This is a genomic window from Pantoea sp. JKS000250 (assembly GCF_003201065.1).
GTDB lineage: Bacteria > Pseudomonadota > Gammaproteobacteria > Enterobacterales > Enterobacteriaceae > Pantoea > Pantoea vagans.
In genome coordinates this window covers 486,018-502,106 of record NZ_QICZ01000001.1, presented here as the reverse complement: position 1 = coordinate 502,106, position 16,089 = coordinate 486,018, and the positions used below count along the sequence as shown (strand labels likewise).

At 53.8% G+C, this 16,089-nt stretch carries 16 protein-coding genes; 7 read left to right on the top strand and 9 right to left on the bottom strand.

Going from position 1 to position 16,089, the window contains the following annotated elements:
- Positions 1-373 precede the first annotated feature (373 nt).
- Positions 374-550 (bottom strand): hypothetical protein, encoded by a 177-nt coding sequence (locus BY447_RS23340; protein ID WP_003854585.1) that lies wholly within the window; start codon positions 548-550, stop codon positions 374-376.
- Between the two features lie 1,557 nt (positions 551-2,107).
- Between BY447_RS23340 and BY447_RS02510 the strand changes: the two genes are divergently transcribed.
- From BY447_RS02510 to BY447_RS23335, 3 genes are all read left to right on the top strand, one after another.
- Positions 2,108-2,323, top strand: a complete 216-nt coding sequence (locus tag BY447_RS02510) for a hypothetical protein (protein ID WP_110330402.1) — start codon at positions 2,108-2,110, stop codon at positions 2,321-2,323.
- Between the two features lie 289 nt (positions 2,324-2,612).
- Positions 2,613-3,635, top strand: a complete 1,023-nt coding sequence (gene adhP / locus BY447_RS02505; RefSeq protein WP_033783306.1) for an alcohol dehydrogenase AdhP — start codon at positions 2,613-2,615, stop codon at positions 3,633-3,635.
- A gap of 215 nt (positions 3,636-3,850) precedes the next feature.
- Positions 3,851-3,988: a hypothetical protein gene (locus tag BY447_RS23335; protein WP_013358128.1), complete on the top strand. Its 138-nt coding sequence runs from the start codon at positions 3,851-3,853 to the stop codon at positions 3,986-3,988.
- Between the two features lie 96 nt (positions 3,989-4,084).
- Here BY447_RS23335 and BY447_RS02500 read toward each other — a convergent pair whose 3' ends face one another.
- From BY447_RS02500 to betI, 8 genes are all read right to left on the bottom strand, one after another.
- Positions 4,085-4,270 (bottom strand): hypothetical protein, encoded by a 186-nt coding sequence (locus BY447_RS02500; RefSeq protein ID WP_013358127.1) that lies wholly within the window; start codon positions 4,268-4,270, stop codon positions 4,085-4,087.
- Positions 4,271-4,386: 116 nt separating this feature from the next.
- Positions 4,387-4,647: a hypothetical protein gene (locus BY447_RS02495; RefSeq protein WP_013358126.1), complete on the bottom strand. Its 261-nt coding sequence runs from the start codon at positions 4,645-4,647 to the stop codon at positions 4,387-4,389.
- Between the two features lie 158 nt (positions 4,648-4,805).
- Positions 4,806-5,948 carry an acyltransferase family protein gene (locus BY447_RS02490; RefSeq protein ID WP_110330401.1) on the bottom strand — a complete coding sequence of 381 codons (1,143 nt, stop codon included), beginning with the start codon at positions 5,946-5,948 and terminating at the stop codon, positions 4,806-4,808.
- A 200-nt stretch (positions 5,949-6,148) separates the two neighbouring features.
- Positions 6,149-6,478 carry a multidrug/spermidine efflux SMR transporter subunit MdtI gene (mdtI, locus tag BY447_RS02485; RefSeq protein WP_095707087.1) on the bottom strand — a complete coding sequence of 110 codons (330 nt, stop codon included), beginning with the start codon at positions 6,476-6,478 and terminating at the stop codon, positions 6,149-6,151.
- Complete coding sequence (gene mdtJ, locus BY447_RS02480; RefSeq protein WP_095707088.1) at positions 6,465-6,815, bottom strand: multidrug/spermidine efflux SMR transporter subunit MdtJ; 351 nt, start codon at positions 6,813-6,815, stop codon at positions 6,465-6,467. The genes mdtI and mdtJ overlap by 14 nt, the downstream gene beginning before the upstream one ends.
- 429 nt (positions 6,816-7,244) lie before the next feature.
- Positions 7,245-8,927 (bottom strand): choline dehydrogenase, encoded by a 1,683-nt coding sequence (gene betA, locus BY447_RS02475; RefSeq protein ID WP_013358122.1) that lies wholly within the window; start codon positions 8,925-8,927, stop codon positions 7,245-7,247.
- A gap of 23 nt (positions 8,928-8,950) precedes the next feature.
- On the bottom strand, positions 8,951-10,423 hold the full coding sequence (gene betB, locus BY447_RS02470) for a betaine-aldehyde dehydrogenase (RefSeq protein WP_110330400.1): 1,473 nt from the start codon (positions 10,421-10,423) through the stop codon (positions 8,951-8,953).
- A 14-nt stretch (positions 10,424-10,437) separates the two neighbouring features.
- The gene (gene betI / locus BY447_RS02465) at positions 10,438-11,031 is read right to left on the bottom strand and encodes a transcriptional regulator BetI (protein WP_013358120.1); all 594 of its coding nucleotides are present in this window, start codon (positions 11,029-11,031) and stop codon (positions 10,438-10,440) included.
- A gap of 256 nt (positions 11,032-11,287) precedes the next feature.
- Between betI and BY447_RS02460 the strand changes: the two genes are divergently transcribed.
- From BY447_RS02460 to BY447_RS02445, 4 genes are all read left to right on the top strand, one after another.
- Positions 11,288-13,318, top strand: a complete 2,031-nt coding sequence (locus tag BY447_RS02460) for a choline transporter (RefSeq protein WP_013358119.1) — start codon at positions 11,288-11,290, stop codon at positions 13,316-13,318.
- A 133-nt stretch (positions 13,319-13,451) separates the two neighbouring features.
- On the top strand, positions 13,452-14,810 hold the full coding sequence (locus tag BY447_RS02455) for an MFS transporter (protein ID WP_110330399.1): 1,359 nt from the start codon (positions 13,452-13,454) through the stop codon (positions 14,808-14,810).
- Positions 14,811-14,960: 150 nt separating this feature from the next.
- Positions 14,961-15,152 carry a DUF1272 domain-containing protein gene (locus BY447_RS02450; protein WP_110330398.1) on the top strand — a complete coding sequence of 64 codons (192 nt, stop codon included), beginning with the start codon at positions 14,961-14,963 and terminating at the stop codon, positions 15,150-15,152.
- Between the two features lie 289 nt (positions 15,153-15,441).
- Positions 15,442-16,089: a metallophosphoesterase gene (locus tag BY447_RS02445; RefSeq protein ID WP_110330397.1), complete on the top strand. Its 648-nt coding sequence runs from the start codon at positions 15,442-15,444 to the stop codon at positions 16,087-16,089.

Below are 16,089 nucleotides of genomic sequence, written 5' to 3'. Positions count from 1 at the left end.
TGAGAAAGTACCTTGATTTTATCCAAGTGCATCAATGCCATGAATTGCAATCAGACGACTTATAAAAGGTATACTCAGTACACCCTACCCCTTTTAAATTCGGTAGTTTGCTCCCACCTCTGTGCTATAGACGCAGCCTCCGCATACATGTTTGCCCCCTCGCGCGCAATGCTATCCCCGCCACGCCTGCCCGCTTTATGCATCGCTTTTCATGCATGTGCATGTACAACCTCTGAACGCGCCAGCTCTGGTCTTACAGACGCTTAGCGATCCAGTTTCGATCATGCAGATTCATGCAACCATATGCACTTGTATGCAGCAGCAAAAAGCCACCTGAAAGGTGGCTAGTGAAGGGTAGGGAAGGAGGTCTTAATCATTCTGCCTGACAGTATATAGCGGCTTCGAAAATAGCGGTGTCGATTGTCCCTGCCATGTCACTGATCATCGACAGTGCCATTTTTAGTTCATCTTCTTTGCAATGTGCGATCAGCGATACGTCAGCAATGAACTGAATGCGTGCAACCGTTTCACTTAGATTATCGATGTTCATCAAATGATTAACTCCTTCTAGTCAAAATATACTGTATGTATAAACAGTATCATGATGAACTAAAATCGTAAACAATCGTAAGGCTCAGATTAGTCCGACTGCCGTTTTATTAATCAGGCAACTGTATGCCTCTTTTTCTCGCTAGTGCATTGAAGCGCTTTAATGGGGCGGCATTTATGCGACGTCTATGGAACAGATAGCCGCTTGTTCCGCTCCAGTAAGAAAGCTCTCCAATCTTGATTGTGTGGCCTTTCATCATGCGCACAGCTTCACCGTCGGACAGTGTTAACTTGGATATCTCAAAGAAACTCTTTTTCAACGCCTCACGTTCTGCGCAATGACTCCGTTCAGAGTGATATTTGTCCGGCTCAGGTTGCTCCTGCGCTGGCTTTTCTCTTAATCGCTTAAGAATCCTTCTACGCTCGGCGCGAGTAGGAGGTTTTGTGAAATCAATAGCAGCTTCAGAATCTCCTGGCTCCGTACAGTTATTGACAGAACTCCGAGAGGACGCGGACGCGTCCTCAAATTCAAAAACCCAATTCAACGTCACGTATCGGAACGATCTTCGATTGCATAAGACGGGTTAAGATCTGGGTGTCGTCACCGACTTCAATTGCATAAACGGCCTTGATGCACACGGTTTCCTGCCGTACTCATTTTAGTCTTCGCTTGCCTGACACCAGGCGCGCACTGCCAGCTCGTCACGGCGTACAAACTGGCCTGCTTGGGCGTTAACGTATTTGGCCCCGTCTGAATGGATGTTCCTTCTGACATTCTGTATGCTTATAATTTATTGAAATCAAGATAACCCTTTCACTTTGTCAGGTAAATTAAGTGGATAACAACGAAGAAAAAAAGATGCTTTAAATGAGATATTGAAAAAATGAAGCGTGTGTTTTTATGGCTGACACAGTCTTTTTTCTATTTAGTACCTATTGCTGTAATTGTGGCAGGGTTGTATATATTTATCAGGTTTATTCCAGAACATGCTGCGTTTCTTAGCATAACATGGGTGATCGTCGTTTCATGTGTGTATATAAAATACAATCGATGGTATTAGGTGTATGCAGGGATTTTTAGTAATCCCATTTTAATTGGTAGTTATAAAAGCGTGAGGAAAGTAATTAGCTAATAGAAGGTTTTTTAGCTTCCATTTAGTTGATTAAATAAGCTGGATGTCTCGCATTGAGAACTGCAAAGCGTATTTGTTAATCAGACTCTCAGTCGTTTTTATATGTTCAAATATCAATCATTTTAATCAATAGTGCGCTGTCCTTATCCTTGTCTAAGCTCCAGTTAATGCTCAATGCCGCATACGCCAACCTGCCAGCAGAATCGCAGAAAATAGCCTTTTATTTCCCCATTTCATCCCCAAAATTGACCTCAATCAACCTCCCCCAACATCCTCCCCAAACCCCTTCTAACGTTTACCCACCGTATAAAAACCGGGACGTAACCTGCCCCAGTGATATTTAACCAGGGTCAGTTATGTTCATAAAAAAAGTTATTCCTTGTGTGATTCTAGCGCTGGCAAGTGCCGCAATGTCAGGTTGTGTGATGGCTGATGGTGGTCATCACCGTGGCCCATCTTCTGACTGGCATCGTCATCATGAAAGCCAGCATAACAACACCAGCTGGAGCCATCACGCCGGGCCGGCTGCGCCCGCAAACAACGCTTCTCAGCATATGGGACCACCGCCAGCGCCGGATAGTGCCGCTCAGCATATGGGGCCGCCACCCGCTGACAGTGGCATCCACCGCTGGCACTCTTAAGAGACGTTTGAGCAATCAGTACGAAATCTTCTGAAGCGACTGGGGCTTAATCGCCCCTTTTCACGGGCAATGTTCACCTGACCAAATTGTTCAGTAAGCGCGCTTCATCTCTACCCGACAGAGAACGTAAGCCTGACGAAGCGTTGCCGCTAAACACAATCCCTAAAAAACCGACCCCACTCGCAAAAGTCACAACAACTCTCGCAGCAAGCACCCAAAGCTTACCTGTCATCTTGTCATCATCTCCGTTTGGCTTATTCTTAATCTCCAGTCAAAAGGAGGAATGTTTATGAAAGCGGCAATTGCTAATAGTGAACACCAGGTTGAAGTGGTTGAGAAGACGCTGCGTCCTCTCAAAACCGGCGAAGCGCGGCTCAGGATGGAATGCTGTGGTGTATGCCATACCGATTTGCATGTGAAGAACGGTGATTTTGGTGACAAGACCGGTGTCACACTGGGTCATGAAGGGATCGGCATCGTTGAGGAGGTCGCGCCGGATGTCACCTCGCTCAAGCCGGGCGATCGCGCCAGCGTCGCCTGGTTCTTCAAGGGCTGCGGGCACTGTGAATATTGTAATTCCGGTAACGAAACGCTCTGCAGAGACGTCATCAATGCCGGTTATACCGCCGATGGCGGTATGGCTGAAGAGTGTATTGTTGTTGCTGACTACTCGGTTAAAGTTCCCGATGGGCTCGATCCTTTCGCCGCCAGTAGCGTCACCTGCGCCGGTGTCACTACGTACAAAGCGGTAAAAGTATCAGAGGTTAAACCGGGGCAGTGGCTGGCAATTTATGGCCTTGGCGGGCTGGGTAACCTGGCGCTGCAATATGCGAAAAACGTCTTTAACGCCAAAGTGATTGCGATTGATGTCAGTGACGGACAGCTGGCACTGGCGAAAGAGATGGGTGCCGATCTGGTCGTCAACTCTGCCAGCGAAGATGCGGCACGCTTTATTCAGGAGAAAACCGGTGGGGCGCATGCGGCTGTGGTCACAGCCGTCGCCAAAGCGGCCTTTAACTCGGCGGTGGATGCGGTCAGAGCCGGAGGTCGGGTCGTAGCAGTCGGATTGCCGCCGGAAGCGATGAGCCTGAATATCCCGCGACTGGTGCTTGATGGCATCCAGGTGGTGGGATCATTGGTCGGAACGCGCAACGATCTGGCGGAAGCGTTCCAGTTTGCGGCAGAAGGCAAGGTGGTGCCCAAGGTAACTAAAAGGAAGATTGGTGAGGTCAATGCCATCTTCGATGAGATGATTCACGGCAAAATCCGCGGCAGGATGGTGATCGACTTTACCGGTCAGTCTGCCAGTTAGCACCCAACTGATCGTCACTAAGGCCCGCGCATTGCGGGCTTTTTTATGCCTGCAGCGCCTGGTCCTGCCACGTGAAAGCCTTAACGCGTATTCTCCACAAACATTAATAAGCGCGGCTTTATGTTTCATTATGTGATTTTTACTTGCACTTTACCGGTAACATTATAGTTTATGAGGTGAGGTCTTGATTACACACAACTGAAGGAGGGTTATTTATGGCAAAGCACCACTTACTTAAATCCATTGAAATTGCTGCAATTGTACTGTTTGTCCTGATACTGGCGTATCTGGCTGTGACCGGCCTGATGTCATCCATGGGCATGGATCACGCCTGGCCTTATCCCACTAAGTAACTGAGTGCCGCACCAGGGAAACTATAAGTATAATAAATAGAAAATAACCCTCATACAGGGCAGAAAAAACCCCGCGAACGCGAAGTTAATCAGAGGTTACACCAGACTTACCGACAGCAGCGTTAGCTCTTCAGTTTCCAGCGACAGGCTTTTTTTGGTTTCAAACATAAAGGCTTCGAGCGCCTCCTCAACATTGTCACCTTCAATAAAGGCGTGCGTCGTAACATGATTTTCACCTTTTGGCTTAATCACATAGGAAACAAACCACTTCTTTTTTTCCATGATGCTCTTCCTCTTCTGAAAATGGTGATGCCGCGTGGCGGTAGTGCATGCACAGGCCGTTTTTAAGGCAGTTTCTCAGCGGAACATGCCGTTAAAGGCAGCGTGGCCGACAAAGGCTAATCCAGCGGGGCAGGATGCAGCAGGTCAATCACGTCATCGATTTCATTACTGGCCGCATGGCGATCCAGGGCAACCGCATAGTAGCGTCCCTTACAGTAATGCTTTGTGACCGCCACCCGATGGCCGGTATCACTGTCAGCTTCACCGCCGCTCAGGGTCTGCAGATGGGGTGGGATAACCAGCTCGCTTTCGAGTTGTTCTGCTTCAATAATCACCGCGCCACCGTCACTGGATAGCAGCAGATGCTGAATGCTCATGTTCTCTCCTTTGCGTCAGATTGCTAACCGGGAAAGTGTAGTTCACCTCAGCAGGCATGCTGGCGACGGCGCGTCATCAATGCCTGTGAAGGGCTGATAACGAGCGCCAGAGGCAAAAAAAGCCCCAGTCAGGGGCTTAATCATGATTATTAGCGAACTTAGCTGGTCTGATCGGCCAGCTTCGGCTTCAGCACGCGCTTACCCATCTGAATGCCGGGCTTCTCAACATACTTATAGAGTAAAGAAGCCAGCGCATAGGTTACCGGGATAGCGGAAACGCAGACAATCAGGAAGCGTGTCATATCGCTCTTATACTCAATGTCGGTGTGAGTGAGCAGCAGGGCGATCAGCGGGATCACAATCAGCAGGTGCAGCAGATAGACTGAGAACGAGACGTCACCCAGCCAGGTGCTGAGGCGGTTGTTCAGCAGCTTACGCGGCAGGGCAATCAGCTGGGCCATCATGCTGCCCTGCGGGTATTGCCACAGAATTGCCGCCATACCGACGATCATCAGCGCCTCCATAATTACCTGCAGCTTAATCGCGTCCATGCCAATCGCTACGGTGACGACCGGGCCAAGCAGCGCAAAGGCAACATAGAGCAGGGATTTACGGCGAATCGCTTCGGCCAGCAGCATGCCAGCCAGGAACATGTTTAGCTTAATCAGGATCATCGAAGGCATCTCAAACGCTTCATAATAATCGGCCAGCACATAGCGACCGGCGCAGCAGAGCGCCATGATGCCAATCAGCGAGGCGGCATAACCAAAGCGGAGCGTGACCAGCATGATGAACGGGAACAGCAGATAGAACTGCATCTCCAGCCCAATGCTCCAGTCTGGCAGCACGGTGTTAAACCCATACTCGGGCAGCAGGCCGAACAGGAAGCTGAAGTGAGTCAGGATGTTTGCCAGTGACTGGTCGTTGTAACGCGACGACTCCGTGGCGGTGCCGGAATAGAAATGCGCAATGGTGTCACGCATCTCACCAAACCACGGGCCATAAATCAGGGCGATGATTAACAGCAGATAGTAGAGCGGGGCGATACGGAAGAAGCGGCGGATCCAGAATTTCTTAATCGTCTTCGCGCTCTGCCATGGCTCCTTCTGCTGGCGTTCGACATAGTTTTTCGCCATCAGATAACCCGATAACAGAATAAACAGGTCGACCCCGATGCCCGGTGATGAAATCAGCGTGATGTGGCAATGAACCAGTAAGCTGATATGGCCAACCAGAACCCAGAGAGAGGCAATGCCGCGTAATCCTTCCAGCTCCGTTGACCAACCTCGTGTTGCAGACATAACTTTTCCTCGTTTTTATCCGGCTTTTGGCGCTCACTAAGCCTTAAGGCAAAAGATATGTAAACGGCCCTTTACAAAAGTAAGAGGATTCCGAGCACAGGAAAGAGAGAAAAATCAATCGGGAAAGGGAGGTAAAGCACAGTAAGTTAAGGGCGTGCGGTGACACACCCTTAACCTGGATTACTGATTACGGGGATCCATCAGGCCAGCTTTAACAGGATCATACCGGCCAGCAGCAGGGTCAGACCGGCCCAGCCTTTGCGGTTCAGCCGCTGGCCAAACAGCACCCATCCGGCCGCAACCGTGGCGATGATGCCAAAACCGCCCCAGACGGCATAGGCAATCGACAGATCGATACCTTTGACCGCCTGAGCCAGTGCGCTGAACGCGAGAAGGACACAGCAGAGTGACAGCACGCCGTGCAGCGGTTTCTTAAATCCATCAGAGTATTTAAGGAATATGTTAGCGGCAATCTCCAGCATGATCGCCAGCGCCAGCCAGGCGGCATGCACAAAATCAGCCATGACCATGATTAACCTCCGCTGATGATTGGGTGCCGGTCTTGATCAACACAATCCCGACGATCAGCGTCACCAGCCCGCAGATTTTCAGCGCGGACAGCGCTTCACCAAACAGCTGCACGCTGAATAAGGTAATCAGCATGATGCCGATACCTTCCCACAGGGCATAAGCCACGCCCAGCGCGATACGTTTGATGGCGAAACTCAGCAGAATATAGGAACAGGCAATCATGCCCAGCATCATCAGGTAGCCTGAATGGCTGCCATTAACGCTGGACCACTTCATGAAAAGGGTACCAATAATTTCAGTAACAATAGCGAGTGATAATAAAATCCAGGCGCACATGGATGCTCTCCAGCAACGATAAATGACGACCTGCCACAATACACGGGGCAGACTCAGAACAGTGTCGAAGTGGTGAGGGGACTACAGGGCGTTACGCCAGTGCTGATCGGCGACGTTCCAGCCAGAAAGGAAGGTGGGGGTAAGATGTGACATGAACATTCTGCTCATAAAATTTACAACGCATCCACATTATTGCTTCTCATCAGTGGACGGATAGTGCCTCCGGTTAAATACACGCCGGATTTATAGCATTCTGCACATCATGAAATCAACAGCAGATGCTGCTTTATTTGACGCAGGTTAAGGTTTGATGGTTTGAAAAAAGAAGGTTATGTAAAAGGATGTATGGAAAAGGGGGGCCGTTAAACCCTGCATAAAAAAAGCCGGGCAACAGCGTGCCCGGCGATTGTTAAGTGACGCTGTCACTAATTACTCTGCGCGCTGCGGCACGGTGCGAACCGGCGCGTCACCCGCGACATAGTAAGAGGCAGTGCTGCGTGGCAACGGATCGCGTCCACGAATCTTATCGGCAATCTTCTCACCAATCATGATGGTGGTGGCATTCAGGTTACCGGTGATGATCAGCGGCATAATCGACGCATCCACCACGCGTAATCCCTGCAATCCATGCACACGTCCTTCGCCATCCACGACGGCCATCGGATCGTTACCCATCTTACAGGTACCGCACGGGTGATAGGCGGTTTCACCGTGGTTGCGCACGAACTCATCCAGCTGCTCATCCGTCTGGCAATCCAGGCCCGGACTGATTTCACGGCCACGATACTTATCCAGCGCTGGCTGGTTGATGATCTGGCGCGTAATGCGGATAGCATCGCGGAACTCGTGCCAGTCCTGCTCATGTGACATGTAGTTAAACAGAATGGCCGGATGACGACGCGGATCGCGTGACTTCAGGCGCACATGACCGCGGCTTGGCGAACGCATTGAGCCGACGTGACACTGGAAACCGTGAGCATCAACGGCGTTAGACCCGTTGTAGTTAATCGCCACCGGCAGGAAGTGATACTGAATGTTCGGCCAGGTGAACTCTTCGCGGCTGCGGATAAAGCCGCCTGCTTCAAACTGGTTGCTGGCGCCGATACCGGTGCCGTTAAACATCCACTCTGCACCGATCTTCGGCTGATTCCACCACTTCAGGGCAGGATAGATAGAAACCGGCTCTTTACACTCATACTGCAGATACATCTCCAGATGGTCCTGCAGGTTTTCACCCACGCCCGGCAGGTCATGCACCAGCGGGATGTCGAACTGCTTCAGCAGCTCAGGCGAACCCACGCCAGAACGCTGCAGGATCTGCGGCGAGGCGATAGCGCCCGCGCACAGTAGCACTTCACGGCGAGCGGTGACTTTGTTAATGGTGTTGCTATCGCCCTGCAGATACTCCACGCCGACCGCGCGCTTGCCGTCAAAGATGATGCGATCGGTGGTAGCATGCGTAATGATCTTCAGGTTAGTGCGGCCTTTGGCCATATCGAGATAGCCACGCGCGGTGCTGGAACGACGACCCTTTGGCGTCACGGTACGATCCATCGGACCGAAACCTTCCTGCTGGTAACCATTCAGGTCGTCGGTGCGCGGATAGCCCGCCTGCACGCCCGCCTCAATCATCGCTTCAAACAGCACGTTGTTGCCCGCTTTCGGGGTTGCAACGCACACCGGGCCATCGCCGCCGTGGAAATCGTTCGGGCCGATATCACGGGTCTCCGCTTTACGGTAGTAGGGCAGGCAGTCCAGATAGCTCCAGTTCTCCAGCCCCGGCTCGCTGGCCCAGTTGTCCAGATCCATCGCGTTGCCGCGGATGTAACACATGCCATTAATCAGTGATGAACCGCCCAGACCTTTGCCGCGACCACACTCCATGCGGCGGTTGTTCATGTAAGGCTCTGGCTCGGTTTCATACGCCCAGTTATAGCGTTTTCCCTGCAGCGGGAAGGCAAGGGCCGCAGGCATCTGGGTGCGAAAATCAAAACGGTAATCCGGGCCGCCCGCTTCCAGCAACAGAACGCTCACATTGCTTTCTTCGGTCAGGCGGGTCGCCAGAACGTTTCCTGCGGATCCGGCTCCAATAATAATGTAATCAAATTCCATTCGTCGTTCCTCAGGTTAAGTGATTAAAAGACTGACTGAAAACGCGTCAGCTCAACCTGCACTGACTTCACCTGGGTGTAGCTCTGCAGCGTCATCAGGCCATTCTCGCGGCCAATGCCGGAGTGCTTGTAGCCGCCCACCGGCATCTCTGCGGCGGACTCGCCCCAGGTATTGATCCAGCAGATACCGGCTTCGATCTGATGAATCACACGGTGTGCCTTATTAAGGTCCTGCGTCACCAGTCCGGCGGCCAGACCGAATTCGGTGTCGTTGGCGCGGCGGATCACTTCTTCTTCGGTTTCGTAGCTCAGGATCGACATCACCGGTCCGAAGATCTCTTCACGGACAATCTTCATCTCATCACGGCAGTCGGTGAACACGGTTGGTGCGACCCAGGCACCCTGATCGAAATCGCCACCGGTCAGACGTTTACCACCGCACAGCACGCGTGCGCCTTCAGCAATGCCGGACTCGATGTAGCGCATCACGTTGTCGCGATGGCTGAAGCTGACCAGCGGACCAAAGTTGGTGGCCGGGTCACGCAGATTGCCTGCTTTAATACGGGCAACGCGTTCGCTGATTTTGGCCTCGAACGCCGCCTGCAGTTTTGCAGGAATAAAGACGCGGGTGCCGTTGGTGCAGACCTGACCGGAGCTGTAGAAGTTCGCCATCATGGCGATGTCAGCGGCCAGATCGAGATCGGCATCATCAAAGATGATCAGCGGTGATTTACCGCCCAGTTCCATGGTGACCTCTTTCAGCGTTGAACCCGCTGCATTGGCCATCACTTTTTTACCGCTGACAACGCCGCCGGTGAAGGAAACTTTATCGATGCCTGGATGCTCAGTCAGTAGCTGACCGGTGACCGAACCGATGCCCGGCAGCACGTTAAACACGCCATCCGGCAGGCCCGCTTCGGTGTAGATTTCCGCCAGCTTCAGGGCGGTAAGCGGGGTCATTTCGCTGGGTTTGAAAATCATCGCGTTACCCGCAGCCAGCGCGGGCGCAGATTTCCACAGGGCGATCTGAATCGGGTAGTTCCAGGCACCGATACCGGCGACCACGCCCAACGGTTCGCGGCGGGTATAAACAAAGGAGGTTTCACGCAGGGGGATCTGCTGACCTTCCAGCGCCGGAACCAGACCCGCGTAGTATTCCAGCACGTCGGCACCGGTGACGATATCGACCGCGGAGGTTTCGCTGTAAGGCTTACCGGTGTCGAGCATTTCCAGCTCTGCCAGCTCATCATTACGCTCACGCAGAATATCGACGGCGCGACGCAGGATGCGTGAACGTTCCATGGCGGTCATCGCGGCCCAGACCTTCTGGCCTTTTCTGGCGGCAGCAACGGCGCGATTGACATCGTCCTGGCCGGCGGCATGAACCTCTGCCAGGACTTCGCCGTTGACCGGATTGATCGTCTGGAACGTTTCGCCAGACGCTGCGGCAACATAAGCGCCATCGATGTAGAGTTTCTGCTCGGTGAATCGGGACATGTTTTCTCCTTCCGTTATTCGTGCTCGCCAGCCAGTTGCTGACGGATGAATTGGGTGGTCAGTGTGAGGGCGATAGCGGGATCGAATGGCTTACCGCTCAGCGCGGCGCGCAGCCACAGACCGTCGATCAGGGCCGCCAGGCCGTGTGCGGCCAGGCGTGCTTTATCCAGTGGCAGTTCACGACGGAATTCGACCACCAGCGTTGAGAAGAGCCGACGGCTGCTGACCCGCTCAAGTCTGTTGAGCTGGGGCTGATGCATGCTGCTCGACCAGAAGTCGAGCCAGGCTTTCATTACTGCGGTGTGCACCTGGGTTTCATCAAAATTCCCGTCGACAATGGCGCACAGCCGCTGTTCTGCGGAGGCATCGGCCAGCGGTTTCAGCCGCGTCAGCACCGCCTCGCGCAGCTGACGCGTCACGTCACGCATCGTGGCTTCCAGCAGACCGTTCTTGTCTTTGAAGTAGTGACTGATGATGCCGGTAGAGACCCCCGCCCGACGGGCGATCTGGGCAATCGTGGCATCATTAATCCCCATCTCATTAATCGTGCTCAGGGTCGCATCAATCAATTGCCGACGACGTATCGGCTGCATCCCTACCTTTGGCATAGCTCCAGCTCCACCCTCAAATCGAGCCCCTATTAAATCTTTTTTTGATTGCACGTTCAATATAAAAAGAAAATTTGTTAGGGTAGTGTTCTTTAAATGTAGCGTAAGCGAAACGGTAATGAGTGCTAAGCTCTTTACCAGCCGCTGCGCTTAAACAGGAAGTGACAGAACGAGATGAGGCCGCACGGCCTGAAAACCCCGTGAGCGGCAAACGTTATCCATTGCGTATTTTCAGGATATTAACCAGAGGTAATTGATGAATAATCCACCTGCCGGTGAAAAAGACAGACTCAATCCCGTTGTATTTTATACCTCTGCCGGATTGATTCTGACGTTTTCACTTGTGACGATTCTCTACAGTGAACTGGCCGCGAGCTGGATCCTCAAGGCGGTCAATTGGGTTTCCGCCACCTTCGGCTGGTACTACATGCTGGCTGCCACCCTCTATATTGTCTTTGTGCTATATATGGCCTGCTCACGCTTTGGCTCTATTAAGCTCGGGCCGGAGCACTCCAAACCCGAATTCAGTGTGCTCAGCTGGTCCGCCATGCTGTTTGCCGCCGGGATCGGCATCGACCTGATGTTCTTCTCGGTCGCCGAACCGGTGACGCAATATATGCAGCCGCCGGAAGGAGCAGGGCAGACGCTGGAAGCCGCCCGCCAGGCGATGGTCTGGACGCTGTTCCACTACGGACTGACCGGCTGGTCGATGTATGCACTGATGGGCATCGCGCTGGGCTACTTCAGCTACCGTTATAACCTGCCGCTGACTATTCGTTCGGCGCTCTATCCCATCTTCGGTAAACGCATCTATGGTCCGATAGGTCACACGGTAGATATCGCAGCCGTGGTCGGCACCATCTTTGGTATCGCCACTACGCTCGGCATTGGGGTCGTGCAGCTCAACTACGGCCTGAAAGTGCTGTTTGATATCCCGGAAGGCCTGACCGCGCAGACTGCGCTGATTGTCCTCTCCGTGGTGATCGCCACTATCTCTGTAACGTCGGGTGTGGATAAAGGGATTCGTTTCCTCTCCGAACTTAACGTGATCATGGCGCTGGGCCTGATTCTGTTTGTGCTGTTCTTCGGCAACACGGAGTTCCTGCTGAATGCGCTGGTGCTGAACGTCGGCGATTACATCAACCGCTTCATGGGCATGACGCTCAATACCTTTGCCTTTGATCGCCCGACTCAATGGATGAACAGCTGGACGCTCTTCTTCTGGGCGTGGTGGGTGGCCTGGTCACCGTTTGTCGGCCTGTTCCTGGCGCGTATCTCACGCGGTCGTACTATCCGTGAGTTCGTACTGGGCACGCTGATTATTCCGTTTACCTTTACGCTGCTGTGGCTGTCCGTATTCGGTAACGCCGCGCTGTACCAGATCATTCACGGCAATACGGAATTTGCGCAGGAAGTGATGAACCATGCGGAGCGCGGCTTCTACAGCCTGCTGGCGCAGTATCCGGCGTTCAAACTCAGCGCATCGGTTGCCACCATCACCGGGATGCTGTTCTACGTTACCTCGGCGGATTCCGGTTCGCTGGTGCTGGGTAACTTCACCTCGCGGCTGAAAGACATTAACAGCGATGCGCCGAACTGGCTGCGCATCTTCTGGTCCGTGGCGATTGGGGTGCTGACGCTGAGCATGCTGATGACTAACGGGATTACTGCCCTGCAGAACACCACGGTCATCATGGGACTGCCGTTCAGCTTTGTGATCTTCTTTGTGATGGCGGGTCTGTTTAAATCGCTGAAGATTGAGGATCACCGCCGGGCCAGCGCGACGCGCGACACCGCGCCCTATCTGGCACATGCGACCGACCGTCTGACCTGGAAGAAGCGTCTGTCACGCCTGATGAACTACCCTGGCTCGCGTTATACTCAGCAGATGATGGAAAAGACCATTTTCCCGGCGATGCAGGAAGTGGCGAAAGAGCTGGAACTGCGTGATGCCCGCGTCACGCTGGAAAGCGTCGAAGCAGATGAGGCGAACCCGATTGGCTATCTGGATCTGCGCGTCCATCTGGGCGAAGAGCAGGACTTCATTTATCAGGTCTGGCCGCAGCAATATTCGATTCCGGGCTTTACCTATCGCGCCCGCAGCGGTAAGTCGACCTACTACCGACTGGAAACCTTCCTGATGGAGGGCAGCCAGGGTAACGACCTGATGGATTACAGCAAAGAGCAGGTGATCATCGACATACTGGATCAGTATGAGCGACACCTGAACTTCATCCATCTCAACCGTGAAGCGCCGGGCAGCAATATCAGCTTCCCGAGCGTGTAAACCAGGCCCGCCAGCAGTGTGCTGGCGGGCTTTTTTTGCCATCGACGAGTTGTTACACGCCGTCGCCTGCCGATATCGTCTATCTTTAGGGCTTTGCTGGCCTGATGCCTGAAGGGTATAGACAGGGAGTCATATGGGAAAAATATTCAGTACGTTTCTGCCGCTCTACACCACCACGCTGTTGATGCTGCTCGGTTCCGGTCTGCTGACCACCTATGTCTCCCTGCGGCTGGCCAGTGAGCAGGTTAACGGCGCGCTGATTGGTGCGATTATCGCGGCAAACTATATCGGGCTGGTGATTGGCGGCAAGGTGGGGCACAACCTGATCGCCCGCGTCGGCCATATCCGCGCCTATGTGGCCTGCGCCGGGATTATTACCGCCTCTGTGGTGGGTCACGGTCTGACTGACTTTATTCCGCTGTGGGTCTTTCTGCGTCTGATTATCGGACTCTGCATGATGTGCCAGTACATGGTGCTGGAGAGCTGGCTCAACGATCAGGCGGAATCGTCCCAGCGCGGCATGATTTTCGGACTCTATATGGTCGCCACCTACCTTGGGCTCAGTGGCGGACAGGTGATACTGAGCCTGCAATCGGGGTTTGGGGTGAGCACACTGCTGATTGTGGCGCTCTGTTTCGCGCTCTGTCTGGTGCCGATTGCGCTGACCACCCGCACTCACGTCCGGCCCATGACACCGGCGCCGATGGAGCTGGGCTATTTTATCCGCACCATTCCCAAACTGCTCGGCACCACCCTGGTGACCGGCATGGCGATTGGCGCGTTCTATGGCCTGGCACCGGTTTATGGCAGCAGCAAAGGCTTTACCACCAGCCAGACCGGCTATTTTATGAGTCTTACGATCTTTGCCGGGCTGGTGTCGCAGTTTCCGCTGAGCTGGCTTTCTGACCGCTACGATCGTCAGCGGCTGTTATTCATCATTGCGATGCTGTTTGCCGTCATCTGCGTGCCGCTGATCCTGCTGCCGCATCTGACGTTTGACTGGATGATCGGCATCGCCTTTGCCGCCAGCATGATGCAGTTCGCGCTCTATCCGTTGCAGGTGGCGCTGGCCAACGATCAGGTTGCCGCCGAGCGCCGCGTGTCGTTAACCGCCTGTCTGCTGATGGCGTTTGGTATTGGTGCCAGTATCGGCCCGCTGGTGGTGGGTGCGCTGATGCAGCCGCTGGGCAGCAATATGCTTTATCTCTTCTTTGCGCTCTGTGCGCTGGTGATTGGCGGACTGAGTTTTGTCCGTGCGCCAGGCCCGCTTCCGACAACCGAAGTGCCGTTGCCGCACGTGGTCATGCCTGACAGTCTGGCGACCTCGCCACTGGGTGCCGCGCTGATCCCGACGCTGGAAGAGGAGGTGATTCATGCGTCAATGGGCGGTCAGGAACCGGAAGTGGAGAGCGATGAGGATGCTGATACGGCTGATGAAGAGGTGTTGCCCGATGATCATCCCGGTGATGTTCGCGAAGATCAGCGTCATTAATAGCCGCGACAGGGCATCACGTTGTTCGCCCCTCTCTACGGAGGGTAAATGTATGATGTCCGGATCTGGCTCACTTCTGTCCGGTCGCTGGCTCGACATTCGGGCCAGCAGCGGCGATGCTGGGTAACCCGTTTCTTCAGGAGTCACACCATGCTCGAACTGCGCCCTAATTGTGAACGCTGCGACGTCGATCTGCCGCCATCCTCTCTGGCGGCACGCATCTGCTCGTTTGAATGCACCTTCTGCGCTGACTGCGATGAGCACTTCGCGCATGTTTGTCCCAACTGCGGTGGTGAACTGGTGCGCCGTCCGGTGCGTCCGGCAGAGAAGCTACAGAAATAACTGGCTAAAATGCGCAGCCGATCTCAAATGACGACGAATACGTCAGAGGCAGAATAGCCTGCGCGGCCCGATGTCGTTATGATGAATTTCGTCCCTGACAGAGCTACCACCTTAACTGAGTGCCGGAGATAAGCGCCGGGAGGGACGTACTTTTCAGGCCCGGCGAATCTTTCATTCCCGACAGTGTGACGCCTTTTCTGTCACACCCTGCTTTCTCTCTCCTCACTCCTGTTCTCCGTCAGCTCTTATACTCTTAGGGTACTTTCAGCACAGAGAGGCACATGCACCGATGTATTATGAATGCCTGAATGGCGCAGCATGGCGACGGATCTGGGTCGTTGGCGATCTGCATGGCTGCCGCCGCGAACTTGATGCGCTGTTGCAACAGCATCAGTTTGATCCGCAGCAGGATTTACTGATTTCGGTTGGCGACATCATCGATCGCGGGCCCGACAGCCTGGGCTGTCTGGCGCTACTGCAGGAGCCCTGGTTTCGCTGCGTGCGCGGCAATCATGAGGAGATGGCGGTGTCGGCGTTACAGGGACAGGACATGGCGCTCTGGCAGATGAACGGGGGCGACTGGTTCTTTCGGCTGCGGGGCGCAGCGTTAATCGCGGCACGGCACGCGTTGCGGCACTGTCGTGAACTGCCGCTGATACTGCATCTGCAATTGGGTGAGCGCACTGTTGTGATTGCTCATGCGGACTATCCGGCACGGGAATACGCGCTGAATAAGCCACTCGACTGGCAAAAGGTGGTCTGGAGCCGTCAGCGACTGGAGGAGATGGAGTCAGGTGAGCAGGCGGGCATCCCTGGCGCAGATGCCTTTTACTTCGGTCATACTCCGCTGAAACAGCCGCTGACGATTGCCAATCTGCATTACATCGATACCGGCGCAGTGTTTGGCAATCATCTGACGATGCTGCAACTAAAGTGA

Excerpts from the sequence above, each read along its gene's own strand:
- BY447_RS23340 (WP_003854585.1), bottom strand. The coding sequence starts at position 550 with ATGAACATCGATAATCTAAGTGAAACGGTTGCACGCATTCAGTTCATT.
- BY447_RS02510 (WP_110330402.1), top strand. The coding sequence starts at position 2,108 with ATGGCTGATGGTGGTCATCACCGTGGCCCATCTTCTGACTGGCATCGT.
- adhP (WP_033783306.1), top strand. The coding sequence starts at position 2,613 with ATGAAAGCGGCAATTGCTAATAGTGAACACCAGGTTGAAGTGGTTGAG.
- BY447_RS23335 (WP_013358128.1), top strand. The coding sequence starts at position 3,851 with ATGGCAAAGCACCACTTACTTAAATCCATTGAAATTGCTGCAATTGTA.
- BY447_RS02500 (WP_013358127.1), bottom strand. The coding sequence starts at position 4,270 with ATGGAAAAAAAGAAGTGGTTTGTTTCCTATGTGATTAAGCCAAAAGGT.
- BY447_RS02495 (WP_013358126.1), bottom strand. The coding sequence starts at position 4,647 with ATGAGCATTCAGCATCTGCTGCTATCCAGTGACGGTGGCGCGGTGATT.
- BY447_RS02490 (WP_110330401.1), bottom strand. The coding sequence starts at position 5,948 with ATGTCTGCAACACGAGGTTGGTCAACGGAGCTGGAAGGATTACGCGGC.
- mdtI (WP_095707087.1), bottom strand. The coding sequence starts at position 6,478 with ATGGTCATGGCTGATTTTGTGCATGCCGCCTGGCTGGCGCTGGCGATC.
- mdtJ (WP_095707088.1), bottom strand. The coding sequence starts at position 6,815 with ATGTGCGCCTGGATTTTATTATCACTCGCTATTGTTACTGAAATTATT.
- betA (WP_013358122.1), bottom strand. The coding sequence starts at position 8,927 with ATGGAATTTGATTACATTATTATTGGAGCCGGATCCGCAGGAAACGTT.
- betB (WP_110330400.1), bottom strand. The coding sequence starts at position 10,423 with ATGTCCCGATTCACCGAGCAGAAACTCTACATCGATGGCGCTTATGTT.
- betI (WP_013358120.1), bottom strand. The coding sequence starts at position 11,031 with ATGCCAAAGGTAGGGATGCAGCCGATACGTCGTCGGCAATTGATTGAT.
- BY447_RS02460 (WP_013358119.1), top strand. The coding sequence starts at position 11,288 with ATGAATAATCCACCTGCCGGTGAAAAAGACAGACTCAATCCCGTTGTA.
- BY447_RS02455 (WP_110330399.1), top strand. The coding sequence starts at position 13,452 with ATGGGAAAAATATTCAGTACGTTTCTGCCGCTCTACACCACCACGCTG.
- BY447_RS02450 (WP_110330398.1), top strand. The coding sequence starts at position 14,961 with ATGCTCGAACTGCGCCCTAATTGTGAACGCTGCGACGTCGATCTGCCG.
- BY447_RS02445 (WP_110330397.1), top strand. The coding sequence starts at position 15,442 with ATGTATTATGAATGCCTGAATGGCGCAGCATGGCGACGGATCTGGGTC.